This is a genomic window from Mycobacterium sp. URHB0021 (assembly GCF_054057895.1).
The window spans coordinates 7,615,698-7,638,138 of record NZ_JBSRZT010000002.1 but is presented as its reverse complement, the minus strand read 5'-3'; the positions used below and the strand labels follow the sequence as shown (position 1 = coordinate 7,638,138).

General features: G+C 67.5%; 23 protein-coding genes. 11 read left to right on the top strand and 12 right to left on the bottom strand.

Going from position 1 to position 22,441, the window contains the following annotated elements; genetic code table 11:
• Position 1: 1 nt before the first annotated feature.
• Positions 2 to 1,825: an Hsp70 family protein gene (locus ACVWWN_RS39535; RefSeq protein WP_457148742.1), complete on the bottom strand. Its 1,824-nt coding sequence runs from the start codon at positions 1,823 to 1,825 to the stop codon at positions 2 to 4.
• A 213-nt stretch (positions 1,826 to 2,038) separates the two neighbouring features.
• Between ACVWWN_RS39535 and ACVWWN_RS39530 the strand changes: the two genes are divergently transcribed.
• From ACVWWN_RS39530 to ACVWWN_RS39505, 6 genes are all read left to right on the top strand, one after another.
• Positions 2,039 to 2,611 (top strand): Rv0340 family IniB-related protein, encoded by a 573-nt coding sequence (locus tag ACVWWN_RS39530; protein ID WP_457148741.1) that lies wholly within the window; start codon positions 2,039 to 2,041, stop codon positions 2,609 to 2,611.
• 232 nt (positions 2,612 to 2,843) lie between these two features.
• Entirely contained in the window at positions 2,844 to 3,794 is a 951-nt protein-coding gene (locus ACVWWN_RS39525; protein ID WP_457148740.1) for an IniB N-terminal domain-containing protein, read from the top strand.
• A 112-nt stretch (positions 3,795 to 3,906) separates the two neighbouring features.
• Entirely contained in the window at positions 3,907 to 5,766 is a 1,860-nt protein-coding gene (locus tag ACVWWN_RS39520) for a dynamin family protein (protein WP_457148739.1), read from the top strand.
• A 70-nt stretch (positions 5,767 to 5,836) separates the two neighbouring features.
• Positions 5,837 to 7,330 (top strand): dynamin family protein, encoded by a 1,494-nt coding sequence (locus ACVWWN_RS39515; RefSeq protein ID WP_457148738.1) that lies wholly within the window; start codon positions 5,837 to 5,839, stop codon positions 7,328 to 7,330.
• A 51-nt stretch (positions 7,331 to 7,381) separates the two neighbouring features.
• Positions 7,382 to 7,771, top strand: coding sequence for a hypothetical protein (locus ACVWWN_RS39510; protein ID WP_457148737.1), 390 nt, complete (start codon positions 7,382 to 7,384; stop codon positions 7,769 to 7,771).
• A gap of 130 nt (positions 7,772 to 7,901) precedes the next feature.
• Positions 7,902 to 8,189 (top strand): hypothetical protein, encoded by a 288-nt coding sequence (locus ACVWWN_RS39505; protein ID WP_457148736.1) that lies wholly within the window; start codon positions 7,902 to 7,904, stop codon positions 8,187 to 8,189.
• Positions 8,190 to 8,369: 180 nt separating this feature from the next.
• Here the strand turns inward: ACVWWN_RS39505 and ACVWWN_RS39500 are convergent, their stop codons facing one another.
• The 7 genes from ACVWWN_RS39500 to ACVWWN_RS39470 form a co-directional block, all read right to left on the bottom strand.
• Positions 8,370 to 9,311 (bottom strand): LLM class F420-dependent oxidoreductase, encoded by a 942-nt coding sequence (locus ACVWWN_RS39500; protein WP_457149454.1) that lies wholly within the window; start codon positions 9,309 to 9,311, stop codon positions 8,370 to 8,372.
• A 12-nt stretch (positions 9,312 to 9,323) separates the two neighbouring features.
• Entirely contained in the window at positions 9,324 to 9,944 is a 621-nt protein-coding gene (locus tag ACVWWN_RS39495; RefSeq protein ID WP_457148735.1) for a TIGR03085 family metal-binding protein, read from the bottom strand.
• A 40-nt stretch (positions 9,945 to 9,984) separates the two neighbouring features.
• The gene (locus ACVWWN_RS39490; protein ID WP_457148734.1) at positions 9,985 to 11,160 is read right to left on the bottom strand and encodes a GAF domain-containing sensor histidine kinase; all 1,176 of its coding nucleotides are present in this window, start codon (positions 11,158 to 11,160) and stop codon (positions 9,985 to 9,987) included.
• Between the two features lie 116 nt (positions 11,161 to 11,276).
• On the bottom strand, positions 11,277 to 11,984 hold the full coding sequence (locus ACVWWN_RS39485; protein WP_457148733.1) for an oxygen-binding di-iron domain-containing protein: 708 nt from the start codon (positions 11,982 to 11,984) through the stop codon (positions 11,277 to 11,279).
• Positions 11,985 to 12,000: 16 nt separating this feature from the next.
• Complete coding sequence (locus tag ACVWWN_RS39480) at positions 12,001 to 12,543, bottom strand: hypothetical protein (RefSeq protein ID WP_457149453.1); 543 nt, start codon at positions 12,541 to 12,543, stop codon at positions 12,001 to 12,003.
• A 117-nt stretch (positions 12,544 to 12,660) separates the two neighbouring features.
• Positions 12,661 to 12,933, bottom strand: coding sequence for a hypothetical protein (locus tag ACVWWN_RS39475; RefSeq protein WP_457148732.1), 273 nt, complete (start codon positions 12,931 to 12,933; stop codon positions 12,661 to 12,663).
• Between the two features lie 15 nt (positions 12,934 to 12,948).
• On the bottom strand, positions 12,949 to 13,467 hold the full coding sequence (locus ACVWWN_RS39470; protein WP_457148731.1) for a class I SAM-dependent methyltransferase: 519 nt from the start codon (positions 13,465 to 13,467) through the stop codon (positions 12,949 to 12,951).
• 189 nt (positions 13,468 to 13,656) lie between these two features.
• Between ACVWWN_RS39470 and dnaK the strand changes: the two genes are divergently transcribed.
• Genes dnaK through ACVWWN_RS39450 form a run of 4 tightly spaced genes read left to right on the top strand, consistent with a single transcriptional unit; the run spans position 13,657 to position 17,725 of the window.
• Positions 13,657 to 15,528, top strand: a complete 1,872-nt coding sequence (dnaK, locus tag ACVWWN_RS39465; RefSeq protein ID WP_457148730.1) for a molecular chaperone DnaK — start codon at positions 13,657 to 13,659, stop codon at positions 15,526 to 15,528.
• Positions 15,525 to 16,139 carry a nucleotide exchange factor GrpE gene (gene grpE / locus ACVWWN_RS39460; RefSeq protein WP_457148729.1) on the top strand — a complete coding sequence of 205 codons (615 nt, stop codon included), beginning with the start codon at positions 15,525 to 15,527 and terminating at the stop codon, positions 16,137 to 16,139. Before dnaK ends, grpE begins: the two co-directional genes overlap by 4 nt.
• Positions 16,140 to 16,169: 30 nt before the next feature.
• Positions 16,170 to 17,345, top strand: coding sequence for a molecular chaperone DnaJ (dnaJ, locus tag ACVWWN_RS39455; protein ID WP_457148728.1), 1,176 nt, complete (start codon positions 16,170 to 16,172; stop codon positions 17,343 to 17,345).
• Positions 17,345 to 17,725 (top strand): heat shock protein transcriptional repressor HspR, encoded by a 381-nt coding sequence (locus ACVWWN_RS39450; RefSeq protein WP_457148727.1) that lies wholly within the window; start codon positions 17,345 to 17,347, stop codon positions 17,723 to 17,725. Before dnaJ ends, ACVWWN_RS39450 begins: the two co-directional genes overlap by 1 nt.
• Here the strand turns inward: ACVWWN_RS39450 and ACVWWN_RS39445 are convergent.
• The 3 genes from ACVWWN_RS39445 to ACVWWN_RS39435 are packed head-to-tail and all read right to left on the bottom strand — an operon-like array spanning position 17,712 to position 20,835.
• Entirely contained in the window at positions 17,712 to 18,614 is a 903-nt protein-coding gene (locus ACVWWN_RS39445; RefSeq protein ID WP_457148726.1) for an aldose 1-epimerase, read from the bottom strand. The two genes, ACVWWN_RS39450 and ACVWWN_RS39445, sit on opposite strands and share 14 nt — an antisense overlap.
• A 27-nt stretch (positions 18,615 to 18,641) precedes the next feature.
• Positions 18,642 to 19,808: an FAD-binding oxidoreductase gene (locus ACVWWN_RS39440; protein ID WP_457148725.1), complete on the bottom strand. Its 1,167-nt coding sequence runs from the start codon at positions 19,806 to 19,808 to the stop codon at positions 18,642 to 18,644.
• A gap of 16 nt (positions 19,809 to 19,824) precedes the next feature.
• The gene (locus tag ACVWWN_RS39435; protein WP_457148724.1) at positions 19,825 to 20,835 is read right to left on the bottom strand and encodes an ABC transporter permease; all 1,011 of its coding nucleotides are present in this window, start codon (positions 20,833 to 20,835) and stop codon (positions 19,825 to 19,827) included.
• A gap of 98 nt (positions 20,836 to 20,933) precedes the next feature.
• On the opposite strand from ACVWWN_RS39435, the gene ACVWWN_RS39430 reads away from it, so the two are divergent.
• Complete coding sequence (locus ACVWWN_RS39430; RefSeq protein WP_457148723.1) at positions 20,934 to 21,572, top strand: TetR/AcrR family transcriptional regulator; 639 nt, start codon at positions 20,934 to 20,936, stop codon at positions 21,570 to 21,572.
• Here the strand turns inward: ACVWWN_RS39430 and ACVWWN_RS39425 are convergent.
• Positions 21,567 to 22,235 (bottom strand): GAP family protein, encoded by a 669-nt coding sequence (locus tag ACVWWN_RS39425; protein ID WP_457148722.1) that lies wholly within the window; start codon positions 22,233 to 22,235, stop codon positions 21,567 to 21,569. The two genes, ACVWWN_RS39430 and ACVWWN_RS39425, sit on opposite strands and share 6 nt — an antisense overlap.
• Positions 22,236 to 22,441 lie beyond the last annotated feature (206 nt).

The window sequence follows — 22,441 nt, the reverse complement described above, 5'->3', positions numbered from 1 at the left end:
GTCACGGACTGACAGATGCGGTGACGGTGGTTTGCGGTGCGGCCGACGTGATCGGCTCCATGGCGGCCGCCGTCGTGGTCGTCACCGCCGCCTGGGTGGTGGTGGTGACCGGCTGGGTCGTGGTGGTCGGCTGCGTGGTGGTCTGCTGGGTGGTGGTCGTGGTGGGTGGCGTGGTGGTGGTGGTCGTCGTGGTGGTGGTGGTGGTCGTGGTAGTGGTGGTGGTCGTGGTCGGCGACGTGGTCGTTGTCGTCGGCGGCGGAGGCGGCGGAGGTGGTATCACAGAGGTGGTGGCCTGGCCGTCGTCACCGGTCACCGTGATCGTCTGCGGCGCTTCGGATGTCGCAGGTTGTCCGGGTGACGGCCCCGTCTCGACCGTCGTCGCCGTTTCGGTCACCGGTCCGGTGTTGCTGCTCGTGCTGGTCAGGGTGACGGCCAGCCCGCCGACGGCCAGCAGCACCGCCGCCGCGGCCGCGCCGAACAGCAGCGGCGGCCGCTTGTACCACGGCAGCGGTCCAGGCTCGAGGCCGATTCCCTCTTCCTCATGGGCGAACTCGACATGCGGCCGGGCATCGGTCGGTCCCGGATCGAAGGTGTAGTCCTCGCCCGCGTACGGAACCGGTTCGGCGCCCGGCGCATCGTCCTGCGACCACGCCAGCGCCCGGAATGTCGCCGACGCGGCGCCGTCGGAGGCCGATTCGGCGGCCGCGAGTCCGGCGGCGCCGGCGGCCCACGCCGCGGGGGCGATGCCCGTGGGCACATCGGCGGCGGTCGCCATCCCTGTCGGCGCGTCCGCCGACATCCCGCGGTCGGCGACCAGGGCGGCGCCCGTCGCCACGTTGAGTTGTGACTGCGGCGTGGTGACCACTGGCGCGCGTAGCCGTTCCGACAGCTGCTGCGTGACCAGCGGAATGTTGGCCCCGCCGCCGACAGTCGCCACCGCAGATACGTCGGCGACGGCAATGTTGTTGCGCTGCAATGATTCATCGACGATGTTGAGCAGACCGGCGAGGGGTCCGGAGATGATGTTCTCCAGTTCGGTGCGGGTCACCCGGACGTCCGAGTTGAACCCGGGCAGCTCGGCGGGAACCGCTGTCGCGGTGTCGGCCGACAAGCGCTCCTTGGCCTTTCTGCACTCGTCGCGCAGCCGGGCCAGCGAGCCGACGGCGGCGGTGCTCGCCGGGTCGGCGTCGTTGGCCTCCGCAATGCCGACGATCACATGGTTGAGTAGCGCCTGGTCGACCTGATCACCCGAGAAATCTTGGTAGCGAACGGTTTCCCCGATGGCATCGAGGTTCGCGCCGGCGTCGGCCAGCGTGATGTTGGTTCCGCTGCCGCCGAGGTCCACGAGCACGACGACCCCGTTCGACGGCAGTCCCGGTGCGGCCTGCAGTGCCGCGAGTGCGGCGACCGAATCCGGGATCAGCGCCGCGGGCACGCCGTCGGGAGCGAGGCTCGGGACGGCGCGAAGCGCTCCCCGCAGCGCACCGACGGTGGCCGGCCCCCAGTGCGCGGGCACGGCGATCGCGACCGGGGCTCCGCCGCCCACCGTGCGGGCCATCGAGTCGAGGGCTTCGACCAAGACCCGCTCGCCGCGGTGCGATGAACCGTCGGCGGCGACCAGCGGCACCGGGTCGCCGACCCGGTCGACAAATCCGCTGAGCACCAGACCGGGCGCATTCAGGTTCGGGTTCTCCCCGGGCACACCCACTTCGGCGGCCCGGTCGGCGAACAGCGTGAGGACGGAACGCCGCATCACCGGGGCTCGGCCCATCCGGGCCGCCACCAGGTTGGTCATCCCGATCGACAACCCAAGCGAGTCGCTCAATTTCCACCCCATGCTTGTGGCCGCGAATTCGGCCGAAACTCACCATAGCGGCTCGGGATGCCCGATTCAGGGACATCCCCCTAGTGGCGGAAAGCCCCTAACGTCGTGTCCCCTAATGCTCCAGCGGCACAGGTGGGTTTCGCACCGATCACCACCGCTTGGTCCGCCGATAGCATCGTGACAACAACTCAAATAGGAGGGAGGGGAAGTTCGATGGCCAACTCGCTGCTCGATTTTGTGATGTCGCTGGTGCGTGATCCCGATGCCGCGGCAGCCTACGCCGACAATCCGGCACAGGCGATCGCCGACGCCAACTTGACCGACGTGACCAGCGTCGATGTGAACAATCTGATTCCAGTGGTATCGGAGTCGCTGTCGATGGCGGCGCCCTCAGTGTCCTCTGCGTCCTCGGTGTCACAGGGCGGCGACGGCTTCGACGACGGTGGCGGAAACGTGTGGGCCAGCGGTGCGGCAACCGCTGCGTTCGATGCGTTCGACGATCATGTGCCGGCCGCCGTCGTCGACGACGTGCACTTGGTGTCCACCGAACTCGTCAATGATCCCGACACCGGATTGCAGTCCGGGCTCGGTGGCCTGGGTGATGCCGGCGTGCCGGACGTGGCGGGGGTCGATGACCCGTCGCTGCAGTTCGACGGACCGGTGATCGACGATGCGCCCGTCCACGAAACGGCCGCCGACGATGACTGGAGCCACTCCGTCAGTGACCATCAGCAGGACGACCACCACCTGGAGACGGATTCGTCCGGGTTCGACATCTTCGAGTAGTCGCGCGGGAAGCCCGAGAGAAGCCCGGCCCTGAAGTGGCCGGGCTTTTTGTCTGCCCCTAACGACCCCCTAATCCCCTAATGGGGGGACGGCCCCGATCCCGGCATGTATGTGTGGAGGGAGGGGTTCGCGCCCCGTTTCTGGGGCGTCCTGCCGTCCATAACGTAGTCATCAGTTCGCCGGGCAGCCGGCGACCAGCTTCCGAGAACACACACCCGAAAGGACCACAGAAATGACGAACGTACTCGATTGGATTCTCGACCTCTTCCGCGATCCGGTTCAGGCCCGGGCCTTTCTCGACAACCCAGACCGCTCCATGGCCACCGCCGGCGTGCAGAACGTCACCGCGGCCCAGGTGAATGCCGTGGCCGCTTCCGTGGCTCCCGCCGCAGTCATCCACGGCGGCGGGAACCCGGTGCACGGTCTGCAGCAGGCCGTCGCCGAGACCCACGGCATCGCCTTCACGCCCCAGTACCAGCCCGAGGTGCTCAGCAACAATGACACGCTGAGCCACAACGACACCCGGTTCCTGAGCCCCGAGACGAACACCGTGGTCGACCACAGCGTCGATCTGGACTTCGGCGATATCACGTTCGGGGACAAGACCACGAACACCGCCACCAACGGTGGCGTGGTGGTCGACGGTGACAACGACGGCGACATCCTGACCGACGGCTCGGTGAAGCAGGAGGGCGACGACAACACCGCCAACACCGGCGACATCGAGACCGGCGATCACTCGCCGGTGATCGTGGGCACCGGCAACGAGACCGAGGACAACTCGCAGGAGACCGGCGGCGGCGACATCATCCAGGACAACGACGGCCCGGTCGTCAAGACCGGAGACATCGACACCAGCGGCGGCAACGCGTCCGGTGGCGACGGTGGCCACAGCGGCGGCATCCTCACCGGTGGCGGCGGCGACGGTGGCGACGCGAACGCCGGCGGTGGTGGTGGAGTGATCATCGCTCCCGTCCAGACCACGACCACGGAAACCCACGGCGGCGACGTCACCACTGTCGAAACCGGCGGTGGGGACATCTCGGGCGGGATCGACGCCAGCCACGACGACAATTCGTCGAACAGCCACAACACCGACAACTCGACCCAGGACAGCCACGACGACAACTCGGTCCACGAGACCACCGATATCCACCAGGGCGTCGACGTCGACCTGTTCTGAGCAGAGACAACCCAGTAGCGCAGCCGGCGGGGATCGTTATCCGATCCCCGCCGGTTGGCACGCCTACCGTTGGAGCCGGGCGCCCAGAGCAGGCCGAAAGTAGAAGGACACCATGACGCAACCGAATGACCCCCGCAAGGTCAAGGTCATCGTCGAGCTCATCGACCATGCGACCAAGATCGCGCAGGCGCAGGAGCGCGGCGACCTGGTGGAACGCCTGTGCAAGGCCAAGGAGCGGATCACCGACCCACAGATCCGGGTGGTGATCGCCGGCCAGCTCAAGCAGGGCAAAAGCCAGCTGTTGAATTCACTGCTCAACGTTCCGGTGTCCCGGGTTGGCGACGACGAGACCACGGTGCTCGCGACGATGGTCTCCCACGGCGAGCAACCCACGGCGCGATTGATCGTCACCGCCGCCGACGGCGGGGAACCGGACTCCGTCGAGATCCCCATCGCCGACATCAAGAACGACTTGCGCCGCCATCCCGCGGCCGGTGGCCGCGCGGTGCTCCGTGTCGCGGTGACCGCGCCCAGCCCGCTACTGAAGAACGGCTTGGTGTTCGTCGACACCCCCGGCGTCGGGGGCCACGGCCAGCCACACCTGTCGGCCACGCTGGGGCTGCTGCCCGATGCCGACGCGATGCTGATGGTCAGCGACACCAGCCAGGAATTCACCGAACCCGAGATGACCTTCATCCGTCAGGCGTTCGAAATCTGCCCGCTGGCCACCATTGTGGCCACCAAGACCGATCTGTACCCGCACTGGCGCGAGGTCGTCGCCGCGAACGAGGCCCATCTGCAGCGGGCGGGGCTGTCGATACCCATGACGCCGGCGTCGTCGCTGCTGCGCAGCCACGCCCTCCAACTCAACGACAAGGAACTCAACGCCGAATCCAACTTCCCGGCGATCGTGAAGTTCCTCACCGACAAGGTGCTGTCCCGGGAGAACGACCGGGTGCGCGACCAGGTGCTGGCCGAGATCCGTTCAGCGGCCGAGCATCTGACTTTGGCGGCCGATGCCGAACTGTCGGCCCTCAACGACCCGGACGCTTGCGAGCGCCTCACCGCCGACCTCGAGGCCCGCAAAAAGGAAGCGCAGGACGCCCTGCAGCAGACCGCGCTGTGGCAGCAGGTGCTCAACGACGGAATCACCGATCTGACCGCCGATGTCGACCACGACCTGCGGGGCCGCTTCCGGGCCATCTCCCAGCACACCGAAGAGGTCATCGACTCCTGCGATCCGACTCACCACTGGGCCGAGATCGGCTCCGAGCTGGAGAACGCGGTCGCGACCGCCGTCGGCGACAACTTTGTCTGGGCCTACCAGCGGGCCGAGGTGCTGGCCGCCGAGGTGGGGCGCACGTTCGTGGAGGCCGGCCTGGAGTCGATCCGGATGCCACAGCTCGACGCCCGCGAAATGGGCGCCAGCTTCGGCGAATTCAAGTCGCTGGCCAAGTTGGAGTCCAAACCCATCAGGGCCACCCACAAGGCGGTCACGGGTATGCGCGGTTCGTATGGCGGTGTGCTGATGTTCGGCATGCTGACATCGTTCGCCGGCCTCGGCATGTTCAACCCGCTGTCGCTGGGTGCCGGGCTCCTGTTGGGCCGCAAGGCCTACAAGGAAGACATGGACAACCGGATGATGCGGGTGCGCAACGAGGCCAAGATGAACGTGCGGCGCTTCATCGACGACGTGTCGTTCGTCGTCAACAAGGAATCTCGCGACCGGCTCAAGGGCATCCAGCGTCAGCTTCGTGACCACTACCGCGGCATCGCCAACCAGACCACCCGCTCGCTCAACGAGTCGCTGCAGGCCACCATTGCCTCGGCCACCCTCGAGCAGAACGAGCGCAACACCCGGATCCGGGAACTCGAGCGGCAGCTCAACATCCTCAAACAGGTCACCGATCATGCGGTCAAGCTGGCTCCCGGCGGCGCCGAATCGGCTCCCCAGCCCGTCGCCACCACCTAGCCGCCTAAGCTGGACAGTCGGCCATTACCGGAATGGGCGGTCAGCCCAGAACGTTAGCGAGTAGCCCGAGATGAGCACGAGCGATCAGGTGCGCGCCATCCTGACCGGAACCATCCAGGCGTACCGGAGCGACCCTGCCTACCAACAGCGCCCCGACGTGCACAACGAGCTCGAGCGCATCGGCCGCCGGCTCAATCAACCCATCCGGATCGCCCTCGCCGGGACGTTGAAGGCCGGTAAGTCCACCCTGGTGAATGCGCTTGTGGGCGAAGACATCGCACCCACCGATGCCACCGAGGCCACCCGCATCGTGACGTGGTTCCGGCACGGACCCACGCCGAAGGTGACGGCCAACCACCGCGGGGGCCGGCGGACCAACGTGCCGATCGCGCGCGACCCCACCGATAAGGGGCTCACCTTCGATTTCGCCAGCCTCGACCCGGAGGATGTCGTCGACCTCGACGTGGACTGGCCGGCGGCCGAGCTCATCGACACCACCATCATCGACACGCCGGGAACGTCGTCGCTGTCGCGCGATGTGTCCGAACGCACGCTGCGCCTGCTGGTGCCGCAGGACGGGGTGCCCCGCGTCGACGCGGTGGTTTTCCTGCTGCGCACCCTCAACGCCGCCGATATCGCGCTGCTCAAGCAGATCGGCGAACTGGTCGGCGGATCGTCGGGTGCGCTGGGCGTGATCGGGGTGGCGTCCCGCGCCGACGAGATCGGCGCCGGTCGCATCGACGCCATGCTCTCGGCCAAGGATGTGGCCAAGCGGTTCACCTCGGAGATGGACAAGACCGGTATCTGCCAGGCCGTCGTCCCCGTGTCGGGGCTGCTGGCGTTGACCGCCCGCACGCTGCGGCAGAGCGAGTTCGTCGCGCTGGAGAAACTGTCCGGCGTCGATTCCGCCGAGCTCACCAAGGCGATGCTCAGCGTGGACCGCTTCGTCCGTGAGGACAGTCAGTTGCCGGTCGACGCCGCGACCCGGGCGGCGCTGCTGGAGCGGTTCGGCATGTTCGGCATCCGGATCTCGATCGCGGTGCTGCGCGCCGGTGTCAGCGACTCGGTGGCGCTGGCCGACGAACTCCTGGAGCGCAGCGGGCTGGTCTCGCTGCGCGACGTGATCGATCAGCAGTTCGCCCAGCGGTCCGACCTGCTCAAGGCGCACACCGGGCTGTTGTCGCTGCGGCAGTTCGTGCAGAACAACCCGATCTATGCGACGCCCTACATCATCGCCGACATCGACCCACTGCTGGCCGACACGCATGCCTTCGAGGAGCTGCGACTCCTCAGTCAACTACGCTCGCGGACAACGACTTTCAACGACGACGAGATGGCGTCACTGCGCCGCATCATCGGCGGGTCGGGAACCGACGCCGCGAGCAGGCTGGGTCTGCAGCCCGATGCCCCCTACGACGGCCCGCGGGCCGCGTTCGCGGCCGCACAGCGGTGGCGGCGGCGCGCCGATCACCCGCTGAACGATCCGTTCACCACGCGGGCCTGCCGTGCCGCGGTGCGCAGCGCCGAGGCGATGGTGGCGGAGTACGCGGCGCGAGGCCGCTGACCGGCACGCGAAGGCATTGCCGGACAACCTCATCCACCGGCTGGGGACACCGTGACCGTCTCGGTCACCGTGCTGGTGCTGGTGCTGGTGCTGACGGTGGTCGTCGGCTCCGTCGTGGTGGTCGTCGTCGTGGTGGGTGTCGTGGTGGTCGGCTCAGTCGTCGTGGGCGTGGTGGTGGTCGGCTCGGTGGTCTGCGTCGTGGACTCGGGGACGCTGCTCGTCGTCGACGTCGTCACCGCAGCCGTCGTACTGCTCGTCGTGATCGGGGTGATGGATGTGGTCGGCGATGGGGCATCACCCGAGATCAGCTTGGCCAGTCCGTACACGACGAGGGCGACCAGCACCGCGCCGATCGCACCGAATGCGACCAGTGCCACCGGCCTGCGATACCAGGGGTCCGGTGTGCCCGGCGGTGGCCCGGGAGGTGCACCCGGGGGTTGATCGTTGCCGCCGTAATTGATGTAGGCGGTTGGCTCGTCGTCGGAATAGTTCGGATTGTCGGGTCCGTAGCGCGCCACGGGGACCGATAGTAGGCGTTCACGGCCGCGGATAGAGCGTACGAGTCACATTCGTGCGGGGTCCGCGGCGCGTCGTGTGGGTGGTCGACTCGCCGTCGTCGTCCTGTTCGCTGGTGGTGCGCGGCGCAGGACGCGATGACGACTCCGAACTCGGCGTCGTGCTGCCCGACGTGTCCGATGACGACGTCGGCGAGCTGGTCGGGGCGTCGATGTCGGTGGTGACCGGGGGACTGGTGCTCGTGATGGTCGCGGTGGTGGTCGGAGTCGACGATCCCGCGCTGGTCGCGGAGAAGGACGGCTCGACGAAGTCGAGCGGAGCCTGGTCCGGCTCGCTGAACTGACGCGTCACGAAGATCCCCGCCGCGACCAGGATGCCGATCACCGCGAGGCCGGCCACGCTGGCCCCGACGACCGCTCCTGTGCGGTTGTACCAGGGTGTGGGCGCCGCCGGGCCCTCGCCGTCGGTGTCCCGGCCAGTCACGGCCACCGATAGTAGCCGCGGGGCGTGCCGGCCTGCCGGATCAGCCGAATTGCGGAACGACCTGTTCGGCGAAGAAGTCGATGTGCGCGAGGTCGGACATGTCCAGAAGCTGGAGGTAAACCCGTTGCACACCGGCCTCGACGAAGGGCCCCAACTTGTCCACGATCTCCGCGGGCGTGCCTGCCACCGGCGAGTTGCTGCGCACCTCGTCGACGTCTCGACCGATCGCGGCGGCCCGCCGCGCGACCTCCGCGTCATCGCGGCCGGCGCACACCACGAACGCCGCCGAACAGGTCAACGAGCCGGGTGCCCGCCCCGCGTCGGCGACGGCGGTCGCGACGCGGCCGAACTGTAGCTGCACCGTCTCCAGGGGGGCGAATGGGATGTTGAACTCGGCGGCGAACTCCGCGGCCAGCGCCGGGGTCCGCTTGGCGCCTCCGCCACCGATGATGATCGGCGGATGCGGCGACTGAACGGGCTTGGGCAGCGCGGGCGATGCCGCGACGGTGTAGTGCTTTCCGCTGTAGTCATACTTCTCGCCGACCGGGGTCGTCCACATGCCCTTGATGATGTGCAGCTGCTCGGTGAGCCGGTCGAATCGTTCGCCCAGTGACGGGAAGGGGATGCCATAGGCCTGGTGCTCGGCTTCGAACCAGCCTGCTCCGAGGCCCAATTCGACTCGGCCACCGCTCATTTCATCGACCTGAGCCACCGAGATGGCAAGCGGGCCGGGGTAGCGGAAGGTGGCCGAGGTGACCATCGTGCCGAGACGGATGGTCGAGGTCTCGCGGGCGAGTCCCGCCAGCGTCACCCAGGAGTCGGTGGGTCCGGGAAGACCGTCGCCACTCATCGCGACGTAATGGTCGGATCGGAAGAAGGCCGAATATCCCGCCGATTCGGCGGTGCGGGCCACGGCTAGTTGGTCGGCGTACGAGGCGCCCTGCTGGGGTTCGACGAAGACGCGGAAATCCACGCCCGCCAGCCTAGAGGTCCGTCACAAGCCGCGGCGGGCCGCGCGGACGGCGGCGATGACCTGGGCGTCGGAAAAGGCGAGGTCGGCCTCGTCGCGTCCGGCGACGAACAACGTGAGCTCGCTCACTTCGCCGGTGACGATCAACTCCGGCCCGTGGCCCACCACCGCGACGGTCTCACCCTCCGGCGTCTCGAGCGTCACATGCGCGGGCACCTTACCCATCGTCAGCCGGGCCATGACGGCGAGCGGCCGGCGCAGCGCGGTCACGGTGCCGTCGTCGAGGGACCTTGGCTCCCAATCGGTCTGGGCGCGGCGGACGTCCTCGTGGTGGATGAACATCTCGTCCATGTTCGCGACCGGATCGAGGAGTTTGAACGGCGAAAGGAGCGGCGGGCCGGATGCGATCTTGTCCAGCAGGTCGTCCCAGTCCGCGGAGGCGGCGACCTGGCGCTGGACCTTTTCGGTATAGCCGGCCAGAAACGGGATCGCGATACCGGGCGTCGCGTCGAGACGGCGCTCCCGCACCACCAGGTGGGCCGCGAGGTCGCGGGTCGTCCAGCCCGCGCACAGTGTCGGTGCGTCGGGCCCGACCGTGCGCATGGTGTCGACGAGGGCAGCGCGTTCACGTTGGGCCGCGGTCATCGTCAAACCCTAGAACGACCCCTGCCGGTCCTGCCCGCGTTCACCAAGATGGGCACTCGGGCAGCGTGGTCGGCAGCCGACAGCTCCCGACGGTCCCGTCGCCCGGTTTGCTGTCGACGGTGAACGTCCCACCGAGGGCCTCGACGCGGTCGCGCAGACCGGTGAGTCCGAAGCCTGCGCAGTCAGCGCCGCCGATCCCGTCGTCGCGGACCGTGACGTGGAGGTGGCCGCCGACGAGATCGGCGTGGATCTGGATCGCCGTCGCGTTCGCGTGCTTCGCCGCGTTGGTGAGCATCTCCGAGACCACGTAGTAGGCGCCTACTTCAATCGGTGCAGGCAACCGGTCGGCGAACGAGACGCATACCTCCGTCGGGATGGCGGATCGACGTCCGAGCGCCCGCAGCGCGGGGCCCAGGCCGGCTTCGGACAGCACCGAGGGGTGGATCCCATGGGCGATCTCGCGGAGTTCTTCGCCGATCTCGAATGCGTCGGCGACCGCCGCGCGCAGGTCATCGCGAGCGGAGTCGAGATCCGTGCAGTACTCGGCTGCGGTCCGCAGTCGCAGCGCGAGCGCGACGAGGCGCTGTTGTGCGCCGTCGTGGAGGTCGCGAGTGATGCGGCGGCGGGCCTCGTCTGCGGCAGCGACGAGTCGTGTCCGCGAGGCGATCAGCTCGGCGCGATTGTGGGCCGTCGCGATCGCGGTCGCCAGGAGCTCGGTGAATTCCGTCATGCGGAGTTCGGTGTCGGGCGGCAGCGGGCCCTGCTGGGACCCGACGGCGATCATCCCCCACAGTCGACCGTCGACGTGGATGGGCATCCCGGCGCTGCAGCGCAGTCCTTCCTCGAGGTAGGCCTCGCCGCCGGGTATGTCGCGGTAGTCGTCGACGCGGGCGGGTGCTCCGGTGCGCTGGATGGTCGCGGTCAGACCGGTCGGCGGATAGTTCTCCCATGCGTGACCCACCTTCACGTGCGGGCCCGAGGTGCCTTCGTTGGCCAGCATCGTTGTCGTTCCGTCCGGCTCGAAGCGGATCATCCGGGCGGTGCCGGATCCGAAGTGGCGGAGGGCTTCTTTCGTGACAGCGTCGAACACCGTTTCCGGGGCTGCGCCGTCGGCGACGAGCATGGCAATGCGCCGCAAAGACGCCTCGGTCTCGGCGAGGTCACGCAATCTGTCGCGGTCATCGGCGGTCACCCCGGTTGAGTTGCGCACCGTCATGAGGTTCCCTCCTCGGCCACCCGGCCAAAAGTAGTAATTACCACATACCATCAGAAATAGTTACTACTGTTCCCGATGGATCGCTCTCGGGCGCCGAGAGTGGCGTTCGTGACCACTCAGGCCATCGCGGCGTATCCATCGGCAAGGCCGCGTAGCTGGGCGGCGCCATCGCCGGTGTACGACGAACCGTGCATGAGCGCCAGCGTGGTGGGGTTCAGCCCGGCCAGCCGTTCGAGCGTCGGCTGCAAATTCGTCGTCAGACCCGTCGCTCCGAAGATCGCCTCCGCTTCGAGTGCCGGTGCCACGCAATCGGAGTCGGTCACCGCCGGGCACCGGCCGGTATGGGTGAACAGATCACCGGCGAGCAGCGTCGACGTCGTCTCGTCGAACCACAGCCCCGCTTCCCAGTTATGGGGCACGTGCGGCGTCTCGATGAACCGCAGCCGGTGCCCGCCGATGTCGCGCGCTTGCTCCATGGCCGGCACCGGCGGCCGGTCGCACATGTCGGTGAGCGACAGCATGCATGCCAGCGGACCGTGGGTGACCTCGGCGTTGGGTGCGGCGGCGAGCAGCAGGTTCACCGCACCGGATTCGTCGGCCTCGACGTGGCCGAACGAGATCCAGCGCAGCGTCTCGAGCGGCATGACGCGGTTGATGGCCGCGGACACCTGAGGAAACAGCCGTCGGTGACCGCAGTGGAACAGAAACGGTTCCTCGCCGGTGAGCAGGAACTGGTTGAACGTGAAGCCGTGTTCGGTGATGTCTGGAACCCAGGTGGAGAGCCGGTAGATGCCGGTTCCGATTTCGTCGACGGTCGTCTCCATCACACCATGGTGCGCCTCAGAAAGACTGCACGCCCGAGGTGGCCACCACCATGCCGTGGCGGGTGGCGTCGTTGGTGAACCGCGTGCCGTCCTCGCCGGCCACGATTGTCCAGCCGACGGCCTGGTACGTGCGGTAGTCCAGCGTGACCACCGGGATGTCGCCGAGGTTGCCGACGATCCAGCTCAGGGTGCCATCGGCGGTGAGCCGGACGCCGTTGGCGGGCATGCCGTCCATCGTGGGGGAGTTGGTGAACTGGGATTCGCAGCCGACCTCGGATTCGTCGAGCTGACAGCGGGTCTTGCCGGACTTGGTCTCGATGTACACGTAGCCGTTCGCGGGCGTCAGCTCCTCCGAGCCCGGCGCCCGTGTCGGCGAACTCGGCGGCGGGGGGTTGATCGTGCGGGGCGGGGCCGCCGTGGGCCTGGTCGGTTGGCTTGTGGGAAAGCTGGGTTCCGTCCCGGACGGCGGGCTCCCGACCGGACTGCCCGCCGTCGTGCTGTGGCAGCCGGCCAGGACCGCGACCGACACAAGAACGCAGGCAGGAGCCGTGCGGGCCATCACAGGCCAAGGTTATGCAGCGGCGGCGCGCTCGCGGTGGTGCCGCGCCGCGCGACTTCTGCAGGACGGTCGCCTCTTGGGGGCGGCGACAGCCATGACGCAGAACTCGGGAAGGAATCACGTGGGCTTGGTGGCCGCCAGCACCTGCAACGCGACAGGTTCGCTGAACTGTCCACGCGGCTCGATCGCGAGCAGCGCGTCGGTGATTTCTTGTTCGAACGCGGTCCGCCTGTCACCCAGCAGCCGGCGAAGTGGCAGCGAGGTCGAGTGGAAATAACCCAGCGCCTGTTCGGTCGTCCAAGCCCGCGTGAATTCGTAGACCAGCCGATGCACGTGACAAAACGGCGAGCGAGCCAGAATCTCCTCGTGCGGCTCGCCGGCGTCGGCCATGTTCGGGATGCCGGCCTACCAGTCGGGTGGCAGGAAGTGGCGTTGGACGTCCTCGATGGCTTGCTGCCATGCCGTGGTCGGCCGGACGAGGCAACTGTCGTTGGCGATCACGATGCCGCCTCCGGCCTCGACCATGTCATCGAGGACGGTCAGGACTCGTTCGCGGTCCATCCAGTGGAATGAGCGCCCCATGGTCACCAGCCTGAAGCGTCCGAACCCGGCCGCAAGGTCCGCCGAACTTCCCGGTGCCCACGTCACATTGGTGATGTGGGCCGCCTGCGCTTCGCCGGCGGCTTCGGCGAGCATCTCGGGCTCCGGGTCCACGCCGATCGCCGCGGCGACGTGTTGTGCGAGCGGGATGGTCAGCTGACCGGTGCCGCAGCCCAGGTCGAGAAGTCGCCCGATGCCGTCGAGGTGGAACCGCCCGACGAGGTCGGCAAAGAACGCCTCCGGATAGCCGGGCCGGTATTGCGCGTAGTACCAGGCAGTTCCTGCGAACAGGGCGCGGCTGGAGCTGCCGGATGAATCGGTCACGCTCCCATGTTGGGCGTTGTCGGAATAGATCGGGAACAAAGTCGAGAACCCTGCCGTTGACCACTTCGACAGTTGAGTGGAGCAGGCTCAAGTCTGAGTTGACACGGTAGTGTCTGCTGGAGCAGTCTTGAGTGCGGTGCACTCACACCCCTAGAACGTCCTAAACAGGAGATATCAGGAGGAAACACCATGGCTCGTGCGGTCGGAATCGACCTCGGGACCACCAACTCGGTCGTCGCGGTGCTGGAGGGTGGCGACCCCGTCGTCGTCGCGAACTCCGAGGGTTCCCGCACCACGCCGTCCGTTGTCGCGTTCGCGCGTAACGGAGAGGTGCTGGTCGGCCAGCCCGCCAAGAACCAGGCGGTGACCAACGTCGACCGGACCATCCGTTCGGTGAAGCGTGAAATCGGCACCGACTGGTCTGTGGAGATCGACGGCAAGAAATACACGCCACAGGAGATCAGTGCGCGCATCTTGCAGAAGCTCAAGCGCGACGCCGAGAGCTACCTCGGTGAGGACATCGCCGACGCCGTCATCACGGTGCCGGCCTACTTCAACGACGCCCAGCGTCAGGCCACCAAGGAAGCCGGCCAGATCGCCGGCCTCAACGTGCTGCGCATCGTCAACGAACCGACGGCGGCGGCCCTGGCCTATGGCCTGGACAAGGGCGAGAAGGAACAGACCATCCTGGTCTTCGACCTCGGTGGCGGCACGTTCGACGTCTCGCTGCTCGAGATCGGTGAGGGCGTCGTCGAGGTGCGTGCCACGTCGGGCGACAACCACCTCGGTGGCGACGACTGGGACGACCGGATCGTCGAGTGGCTGGTCGACAAGTTCAAGGGCACGTCGGGCATCGACCTGACCAAGGACAAGATGGCCATGCAGCGGCTGCGTGAAGCGGCCGAGAAGGCCAAGATCGAGCTGAGCTCGAGCCAGAGCACCTCGATCAACCTGCCCTACATCACCGTCGACGCGGACAAGAACCCGCTGTTCCTCGACGAGCAGTTGACCCGCGCCGAGTTCCAGCGGATCACCCAAGATCTCCTGGACCGCACCCGTCAGCCGTTCCAGTCGGTGATCAAGGACGCCGGCATCTCGGTGTCGGAGATCGACCACGTCGTGCTCGTCGGTGGCTCCACCCGCATGCCTGCGGTCACCGAACTGGTCAAGGAGATGACCGGCGGCAAGGAGCCCAACAAGGGCGTCAACCCCGACGAGGTCGTCGCCGTCGGCGCCGCACTGCAGGCCGGTGTCCTCAAGGGTGAGGTGAAAGACGTTCTGCTCCTTGATGTCACGCCGCTGTCCCTCGGTATCGAAACCAAGGGTGGCGTGATGACCAAGCTGATCGAGCGCAACACCACGATCCCGACCAAGCGGAGCGAGACCTTTACCACGGCCGACGACAACCAGCCGTCGGTGCAGATCCAGGTCTTCCAGGGTGAGCGCGAGATCGCCTCGCACAACAAGCTGCTGGGCAGCTTCGAGCTGACCGGTATCCCGCCGGCCCCGCGCGGCGTGCCGCAGATCGAGGTCACCTTCGACATCGACGCCAACGGCATCGTGCACGTGACCGCGAAGGACAAGGGCACCGGCAAGGAGAACACGATCCGCATCCAGGAGGGCTCCGGCCTGTCCAAGGAGGAGATCGACCGGATGATCAAGGATGCCGAGGCGCACGCCGACGAGGACCGTCAGCGCCGCGAGGAGGCCGATGTCCGCAACCAGGCCGAGTCGCTGGTGTACCAGACGGAGAAGTTCGTCAAAGAACAGCGTGAACCAAAGGAGGGAGCGGGTGGTCCGGCAGTATCCGCGGACACCCTGACCAAGGTCGACAGCGCGATCACCGAGGCCAAAACGGCGCTCGCCGGCACCGACATCGCCGCGATCAAGACCGCGATGGAGAAGCTGGGCCAGGAGTCTCAGGCCCTGGGCCAGGCCATCTACGAAGCCACCCAGGCCGAACAGGCCGCCGGCGGCTCCGATGCCGGGACGGCCGGGTCGTCGCAGAACGACGACGTCGTGGACGCCGAGGTTGTCGAGGATGACCAGGAGAACAAGTGAGCCAGAGCGATCCGCACGAGCCGGTGACCGTCACCGACAAACGGCGTATCGATCCCGAAACCGGTGAAATCCGGGAAACCGCGGCCGGGCCGGCCCCCAGTGGGCCGGCGCCGGAGGCGGTGGCTGGATCGGACGCCGATGAGGTGGCCGAACTCAAATCCACTCTGCAGCGCGTGAAGGCGGAGTATGACAACTACCGCAAACGGGCATTGCGCGATCAGCAGCAGGTCGCCGAGCGGTCCAAGGCCGCGGTGGTCGCCCAGTTGCTCGGCGTGCTCGACGACCTCGACCGCGCCCGCAGCCACGGCGACCTGGAATCAGGTCCGCTGAAGTCGGTAGCCGATAAGTTGTCGACAGCGCTTGAAGGGCTTGGCCTTTCGGGTTTCGGCGCCGAAGGTGACGCGTTCGACCCGGCGTTGCACGAAGCCGTGCAGCACGAGGGCGAGGGCACCCATCCCATGGTCGGCACCGTGATGCGGCGTGGCTACAAGGTCGGCGATCAGGTGCTCCGCCACGCCCTCGTCGGTGTGGTCGACACCGTGCCCGACGATGCCGGCGACGCGCAGGCCGACAAGAACGGTGAGCAGGCCGATGAGGCCTCAGAATCGTAAAAACCAGTAAAGGTGAGGAGGTGACGCACCATGGCCCAACGTGAATGGGTCGAAAAGGATTTCTACAAGGAGCTCGGCGTCTCCTCTGACGCCACCGAGCAGGACATCAAACGAGCCGCCCGCAAGCTGCTCGCCGAGAACCATCCCGACCGCAATCCGGGCAATCAGGCGGCCGAAGATCGGTACAAGGCCGTGTCCGAAGCCAAGGAAGTGCTGACCGACTCCGCCAAGCGTAAGGAATACGACGAAACCCGCAGGCTGTTCGCCAGCGGCGGGTTCGGTCGAGGCCGGTACGGTGGTGGCGGCAACTTCGGCGGATTCGGCGGCGACGGAGCCGAGTTCAACCTGAACGACCTCTTCGATGCCGCCGGGCAAACGGGTGGCGCCAACATCGGCGACCTGTTCGGCGGTCTGTTCGGGCGTGGCGCCCAACAGCCGCGGCCCACCAGGCCGCGTCGAGGCAACGACCTGGAAACCGAGACCGAGCTCAGTTTCATGGAGGCCACCAAGGGTGTCGCCATGCCGCTGCGGCTCACCAGTCCCGCGCCGTGCACGAATTGCCATGGCAGCGGCGCGCGTCCGGGCACCAGCCCGAAGGTGTGCCCGAACTGCAACGGCTCCGGTGTCGTCAGTCGAAACCAGGGTGCGTTCGGATTCTCCGAACCGTGTACCGAATGTCGCGGCAGCGGCTCGATCATCGAGCATCCGTGCGACGAATGTAAGGGCACCGGTGTCACCACCCGGACCCGCACCATCAACGTCCGGATTCCGCCGGGTGTCGAGGACGGCCAGCGCATCCGGTTGGCGGGCCAGGGCGAGGCCGGTCTACGGGGAGCTCCCTCCGGTGACCTGTATGTGACCGTACATGTCAAGCCGGACAAGGTATTCGGTCGAGACGGTGACGATCTCACCGTCTCGGTGCCGGTGAGCTTCCACGAGTTGGCTTTGGGGACAACGCTTTCGGTTCCCACGCTGGAAGGCAAGGTCGGTGTCCGGGTGCCCAAGGGCACGTCGGACGGCCGCATCCTTCGGGTGCGTGGTCGTGGGGTGCCCAAGCGCTCCGGAGGCCACGGGGACCTGCTCGTGACGGTCAGGGTGGCGGTGCCACCCAACCTGGAAGGCGAAGCGGCGGAGGCGCTGGAGGCCTACTCGAAGGCCGAACGGGCCAGTGGATTCGATCCGCGGGCCGGATGGGCCGGTGTGTGATGCCGTCGAAGCGCTCCAGCGACGAGGCCCGCACGTTTCTGATCTCGGTGGCCGCCGAGCTGGCAGGTATGCACGCGCAGACACTGCGCACCTATGACCGGCTCGGATTGGTCAGCCCGCGGCGCAGTTCGGGCGGCGGGCGCCGCTATTCGCAGCACGATGTCGACCTGCTGAGGGAGGTGCAGCGGCTGTCCCAGGACGAGGGCGTGAACCTCGCCGGTATCAAGCGGATCATCGAGCTGACCAACCAGGTCGAAGCGCTGCAGTCGCGGCTGCACGAGATGACCCAGGAGCTCGAGGCGCTGCGCACCCAGCCGCGTCCCAAGAGCACCGCGCTGGTGGTGTGGCAGCCCCGCACCGGCCCGGCTAGGCGACGGTGATCCGGAACCGCGCGACCGCCGATTCGCCGGCCTGCACCGCGCGGTAACCGCCGCGGCGCAGGGAGTCGGTCGGCGCGGCCATCGGCTCGAAACACACCACATCGTCGTTGGCGGGGGCGAAGACCTGCGCGGCGCTGAACCCCTCGTCGAAGTGCACTTCGATGCGCCGGCCGCCGCCCGACAACGCGAACACCGCGCCGGGTGCGACCTCGTCGTAGCCATCGTCGATGGACTTGTCGCCCAACAGTTCTGTGGACGCCTCCCGGGCTTCCGTCGCACCGGTCGGCACCCCCCACGCGTTGACCGGACGGAAGCGCATGGCCGGTGTCTCGATCTGCCACTGCGACCTCGGCACATCGGGTAGCTGGAGGTACGGATGGAAACCGAAGCACAGCGGCACCCGCGCGCCGGTCGTGGCCGTGACGGTGGTCGTCACGGTCAGCGCGCGATCGGCCAGAGTGATGTCCAACGTCAGCAGGTGCGGGAACGGGAACGTTGCCAGCAGTCCCGGCCGCGCGGCGAAATCGAGTTCGGCCGTCAGCTGGGACTCCAGCTGCGTGGTGACGCTCCAGTCTGGGTAGGCGGCCAACGTGCCGTGAATCGGCACGCCGTGCTCGTCGGTCCGGATGCCGCCGGTGCCGGGGGTCAGGGTCACGACGGCACCATCGACGCCATAGCCGTTGCTGCTCAATCGGTTCGCCCACGGATAGAGGATCGGGATGCCCATCGTGCGGTGCGTCGACACGTAGGCCTGCAGACCGCGGCGCTGGCCGAGCAACTCCACCCCGTCGTCGTCCAGCGACGTGCCGATCATGCCGGCCTTCGGCACGTAGGTGGCGGTCAGTTTGGACGAGGGGTCACGCAGCGTGACGGTTTCAAACTCCGGCATGGTTCACGATCCTGCCACGACCGCGTTTCAGCTGGCAGGAGGGTCGTGCTGAATACGTTCGACCGGTGCGCCTTTGGCGATCAGCGCGGCCTTCGTCGCGGCCACCATATTGGGCCCGCCGCAGATCAGGATCTGGCGATCGCCCCAGCTGCCGTAGCGCGTCACCACCTGGGGCAGGGTCCCCGTCTGGCGCACGTGCAGGCCCCGCGGCGGCTGCACGTCCGGATAGTCGGCGGCCCACGGCGGATCGCTGCCGTATTCCGATACCGGGGTGACCGACAGCCACGGGTTGGTCGACGCCACCTGCCACAGAGTCCGCAGGTCGTACAGCTCGCAGGGGTAACGGGCGCCGAAGAACAAGTGAACACGCGGGTTCTCACCGAAGCGGGTGAGGTCCATGATCAGCGTGCGCAGCGGCGCCAGACCGGTGCTGCCCGCCACCATCAGCACGTCGCCGCCGTTGCGGTCGATGTGCATGGCCCCGTGCGGGTTGGACAGCCGCCACCGGTCGCCGCGCCTGGTCTCGCCGACGATCGCGGGACTGATCATGCCGCCGGTGACCGATCGGATGTGGAACTCGATGCCGCCGTCGCGGTCGGCGGGGATCGCCGGGCTCAGGTAGCGCCACCTGCGTGGCCACTGGGGCACCTGGGCCATGACGTACTGGCCGGGGTGGTAGAAGAGCGGCCGGTCCAGTTGCAGCCGGACCACCGAGACGTCGCGAGTCGCTCGGATGTGCTCGATCACCGTGCCGTCACGGAACGGCGGCCCCTTTTCGGCGTCGGCGGCGCCGCGCATCACGCCGACGACCAGTGCGACGACGTCCCGAGTCGTCCCGGCCAGCCTGTCGTCCCACTTCTCGATGAGATGGCTCCGCAGCGTCGTCAACAGCGCGTCCTGCATCGTGTCGTAATGCCGTTGCGTGACACCGTATTTGCGGTGATCCCGGCCGAGCTGGGCGAGGAACGCCACCGGCTCCTGGGCGCGCTGTGCGATGAGTTCGCCGAACAGCCACGTCACCGCCTCCGCGAATGCGTGGCGCTGAACGTCCATGTCCGGCGGGAACAGGTCGCGCACCGACATGTCGATGGCGAACCAGCGGGTGTAGAACCGGCGGATCAGGTCGTCGGAGCCGCGCGAGGGATCGACCGCGTCGCGCAGCAGACGCAGCGCGTCACGGTCGTCGAGTCCCACGCCGCCCGAGTGTAAGTCAGGCGGCTCGGCGCTTTGGCTGCCGCAGTGCCGCGGCCACCGTCAGCGCCACACCGGCCAGGATCCAGCAGGCCAACACGGCTATCGCGGTTGTCGCACCGGCGCCGTCGAAGAACGCCGTGGACCGCAGCAGGGTGGCGTTGGCGCCCTGCGGCAACCACTGCCCGAGCGTGCCCCAGCCGCTGGGCAGCAGCTCGGGGGCGCTGGTCAGGCCCGACAGCGGATTGCCCAGCAGGAGCGCCACCAGCGCGCCGGTCGCCAGACCGGCCCGGCCGAACAGTGAGCCGAGGCCCAGCATCGACAGCCCGGCGGCCAGCACACCCAGCGTCAGACCACCGGCCACGCCCCAGAAATTCTGGTCGATGGAACCCAAGACGTAACGCAGCAGTGCGGCGATCGTGAGGCCGGCCAGCCCGCTGAACACGACCACGGCCGCGAACCGGGTCCAGATCTCTCGCCTGAGCATCATCACGAGCGAGATCGCGGGCAGCAGCCCGGCCAGCGTGATCGGCAGCGCCGACGCCGCGAGCCCTATGCCGCGCGGATCCCGGGCGGTGGGGGCGGCGAGGTCCTCCGTGGCCAATGGAACGCCCGCCTGTTGGGCGATTCCGGTGCCCAGCTGCGTCAGCATCTGCGCGACGGCGGGGCCGGCGCCGGTCGCGATCAGCAGCTTGCGCCCGTCCGGTCCGAACGAGATCCCGCCGTAGACGTCCCGGTTGCGGATCGCGTCCCGCAGCGCCGCCTCGCCCGGATAGTAGGTGAGCGCGAAGGAACCCGGGGCGTGGCGTTCGAGAAGGTCGGCCACTTGCCCATTGGCCGCCTGCGGTCCGGCCGCACCGATGGGCACGTCGTGCGGCTTGGAACGCGTGGCGGGCAGCGCGAACGCGATCGCAATCACCGCGATCGCGACGGCGAGCGCGATCACGATGCCTACCGCACGGACGGCGGCCGGTGGTTCGTGCGTCGGCGAGGCGTACTGGCTGTACCGGGGAAGGGTGTCCGTGTTCATCGATCACTCTTTTCATCCAGTGTTGAATTACTCCTTTCCAGCAGCTTAACGCCGAGGCAGATATATTTCAACAGCCATTGAAATGTTAGTGTCGAAGAGTGGCTCCACCTGCGACATCAGCCAAGCGACGAGGCCGGCGTCAGGGCGTGCCGGTGTCCCGTGACACCGTGCTGGCCGCGGCCAAGCAACGATTCGCGACAGAGGGCTACGAGAAGACGACGCTGCGCGCGATCGCGCGCGATGTCCATGTCGACCCGTCGATGGTGCTGTACCTGTTCGGGTCCAAGGATGAACTGTTCCGGGAGTCGCTGCGGCTGATCATCGACCCCGAGGTCCTGGTCACCGCCCTCCGCGGCGATCCTGACGACGACCCCGACATCGGCACCCGGATGGTGCGCACCTACCTGAACATCTGGGAGACGCCCGACACCGCGGCCAGCATGCGCGCGATGTTGCAGTCGGCCACATCGAACTCCGACGCGCACGACGCGTTCCGCGATTTCATGCAGAGCTACGTGCTGACCGCGGTGTCGGGAGTGCTCGGCGGCGGTGAGCAGGCCCGACTGCGATCGCTGCTGGCGGCGAGCAGCCTGGTGGGTACCGCGATGCTGCGCTACGTCATGGAGGTGGCGCCGCTGGCGACACTGTCCGCCGACGACGTGGTGACACTGATCGCACCGACGGTCACCCGCTATCTGACCGCCGACGCCGAGGAGTTGGGCCTGCCCGGTCTATAGCCCGTGAATTCCCTTGTACAGCACCAGAAGACCGATGACCACGAGAATCCCAGCCACCAGGGTGGCGTGCTGAGCTTCCATCCAGTCCTTGAGCCGGGCCAGTGGGCCGTCGAGACGGTCTCCCGACACCGTATAGGCAAGGATCGGGATCGACACCGTCGAGCCGGCGAAGGCGACATACCAGATCTCGGCGATCCACACACCAGAGGAACCGAGGCCGGCCGATCCGATGGCCAAACCGGCGGCCGCGCAGATGAATAGCACCTTAGGGTTGAGCACGGTGAGGACGGCTGCGGTCAACGCCGCCCGCATCGGCGTGACGTTGCTCAGGCTGCGCATCCACGCCGGCGTGTGGGCGGCGCGCTTGCGGGTGAACCAGCGGTACAGGCCGAACACCACCAGCGCTACACCGACGACGATGCGCAGCCATGACGCCCATGACGGCGGCTTGTCGAACCCGCCCATCAAGCTGGACACCTCGACGAAGATGGCCGTCAAGGCAGCCAGGCCGATCAACCAACCAGCCAGGAACGCCAGCCCCGTCGGGCGTGGCCGGGGCGTGTGCAGCACCAGCACCGCGGGAATGATCGAGAGCGGCGACAGCGCCACCACAAGGGCCAACGGAATGAGTTCGGTCAGCACCGAGCCCCAATTATGCGTCACAGATTGCCCTTCGTCCCCTGACCAGAAGGTAGGCCCAATCGCCGGATTTCGCTCGGTCTCTCTGATAGTGATGGGCCATGCGTACCAGATCGGCAACGCTCGGTGTGGAAGGCGTTGTCGGCGCAGGATACGAAGCTGTAGCAAACCCACCAGTTTGACAAGTCTTCCTCCGGACCGCGGTTTGCTGGGTAGTCTTCTTGCGGCAT

Bases quoted from the DNA above. Each gene is read 5' to 3' on its own strand.
- ACVWWN_RS39530 (WP_457148741.1), top strand. From the start codon at position 2,039: ATGGCCAACTCGCTGCTCGATTTTGTGATGTCGCTGGTGCGTGATCCC.
- ACVWWN_RS39525 (WP_457148740.1), top strand. From the start codon at position 2,844: ATGACGAACGTACTCGATTGGATTCTCGACCTCTTCCGCGATCCGGTT.
- ACVWWN_RS39520 (WP_457148739.1), top strand. From the start codon at position 3,907: ATGACGCAACCGAATGACCCCCGCAAGGTCAAGGTCATCGTCGAGCTC.
- ACVWWN_RS39515 (WP_457148738.1), top strand. From the start codon at position 5,837: ATGAGCACGAGCGATCAGGTGCGCGCCATCCTGACCGGAACCATCCAG.
- ACVWWN_RS39495 (WP_457148735.1), bottom strand. From the start codon at position 9,944: ATGACCGCGGCCCAACGTGAACGCGCTGCCCTCGTCGACACCATGCGC.
- ACVWWN_RS39490 (WP_457148734.1), bottom strand. From the start codon at position 11,160: ATGACGGTGCGCAACTCAACCGGGGTGACCGCCGATGACCGCGACAGA.
- ACVWWN_RS39485 (WP_457148733.1), bottom strand. From the start codon at position 11,984: ATGGAGACGACCGTCGACGAAATCGGAACCGGCATCTACCGGCTCTCC.
- ACVWWN_RS39480 (WP_457149453.1), bottom strand. From the start codon at position 12,543: ATGGCCCGCACGGCTCCTGCCTGCGTTCTTGTGTCGGTCGCGGTCCTG.
- ACVWWN_RS39475 (WP_457148732.1), bottom strand. From the start codon at position 12,933: ATGGCCGACGCCGGCGAGCCGCACGAGGAGATTCTGGCTCGCTCGCCG.
- dnaK (WP_457148730.1), top strand. From the start codon at position 13,657: ATGGCTCGTGCGGTCGGAATCGACCTCGGGACCACCAACTCGGTCGTC.
- dnaJ (WP_457148728.1), top strand. From the start codon at position 16,170: ATGGCCCAACGTGAATGGGTCGAAAAGGATTTCTACAAGGAGCTCGGC.
- ACVWWN_RS39450 (WP_457148727.1), top strand. From the start codon at position 17,345: ATGCCGTCGAAGCGCTCCAGCGACGAGGCCCGCACGTTTCTGATCTCG.
- ACVWWN_RS39445 (WP_457148726.1), bottom strand. From the start codon at position 18,614: ATGCCGGAGTTTGAAACCGTCACGCTGCGTGACCCCTCGTCCAAACTG.
- ACVWWN_RS39435 (WP_457148724.1), bottom strand. From the start codon at position 20,835: ATGAACACGGACACCCTTCCCCGGTACAGCCAGTACGCCTCGCCGACG.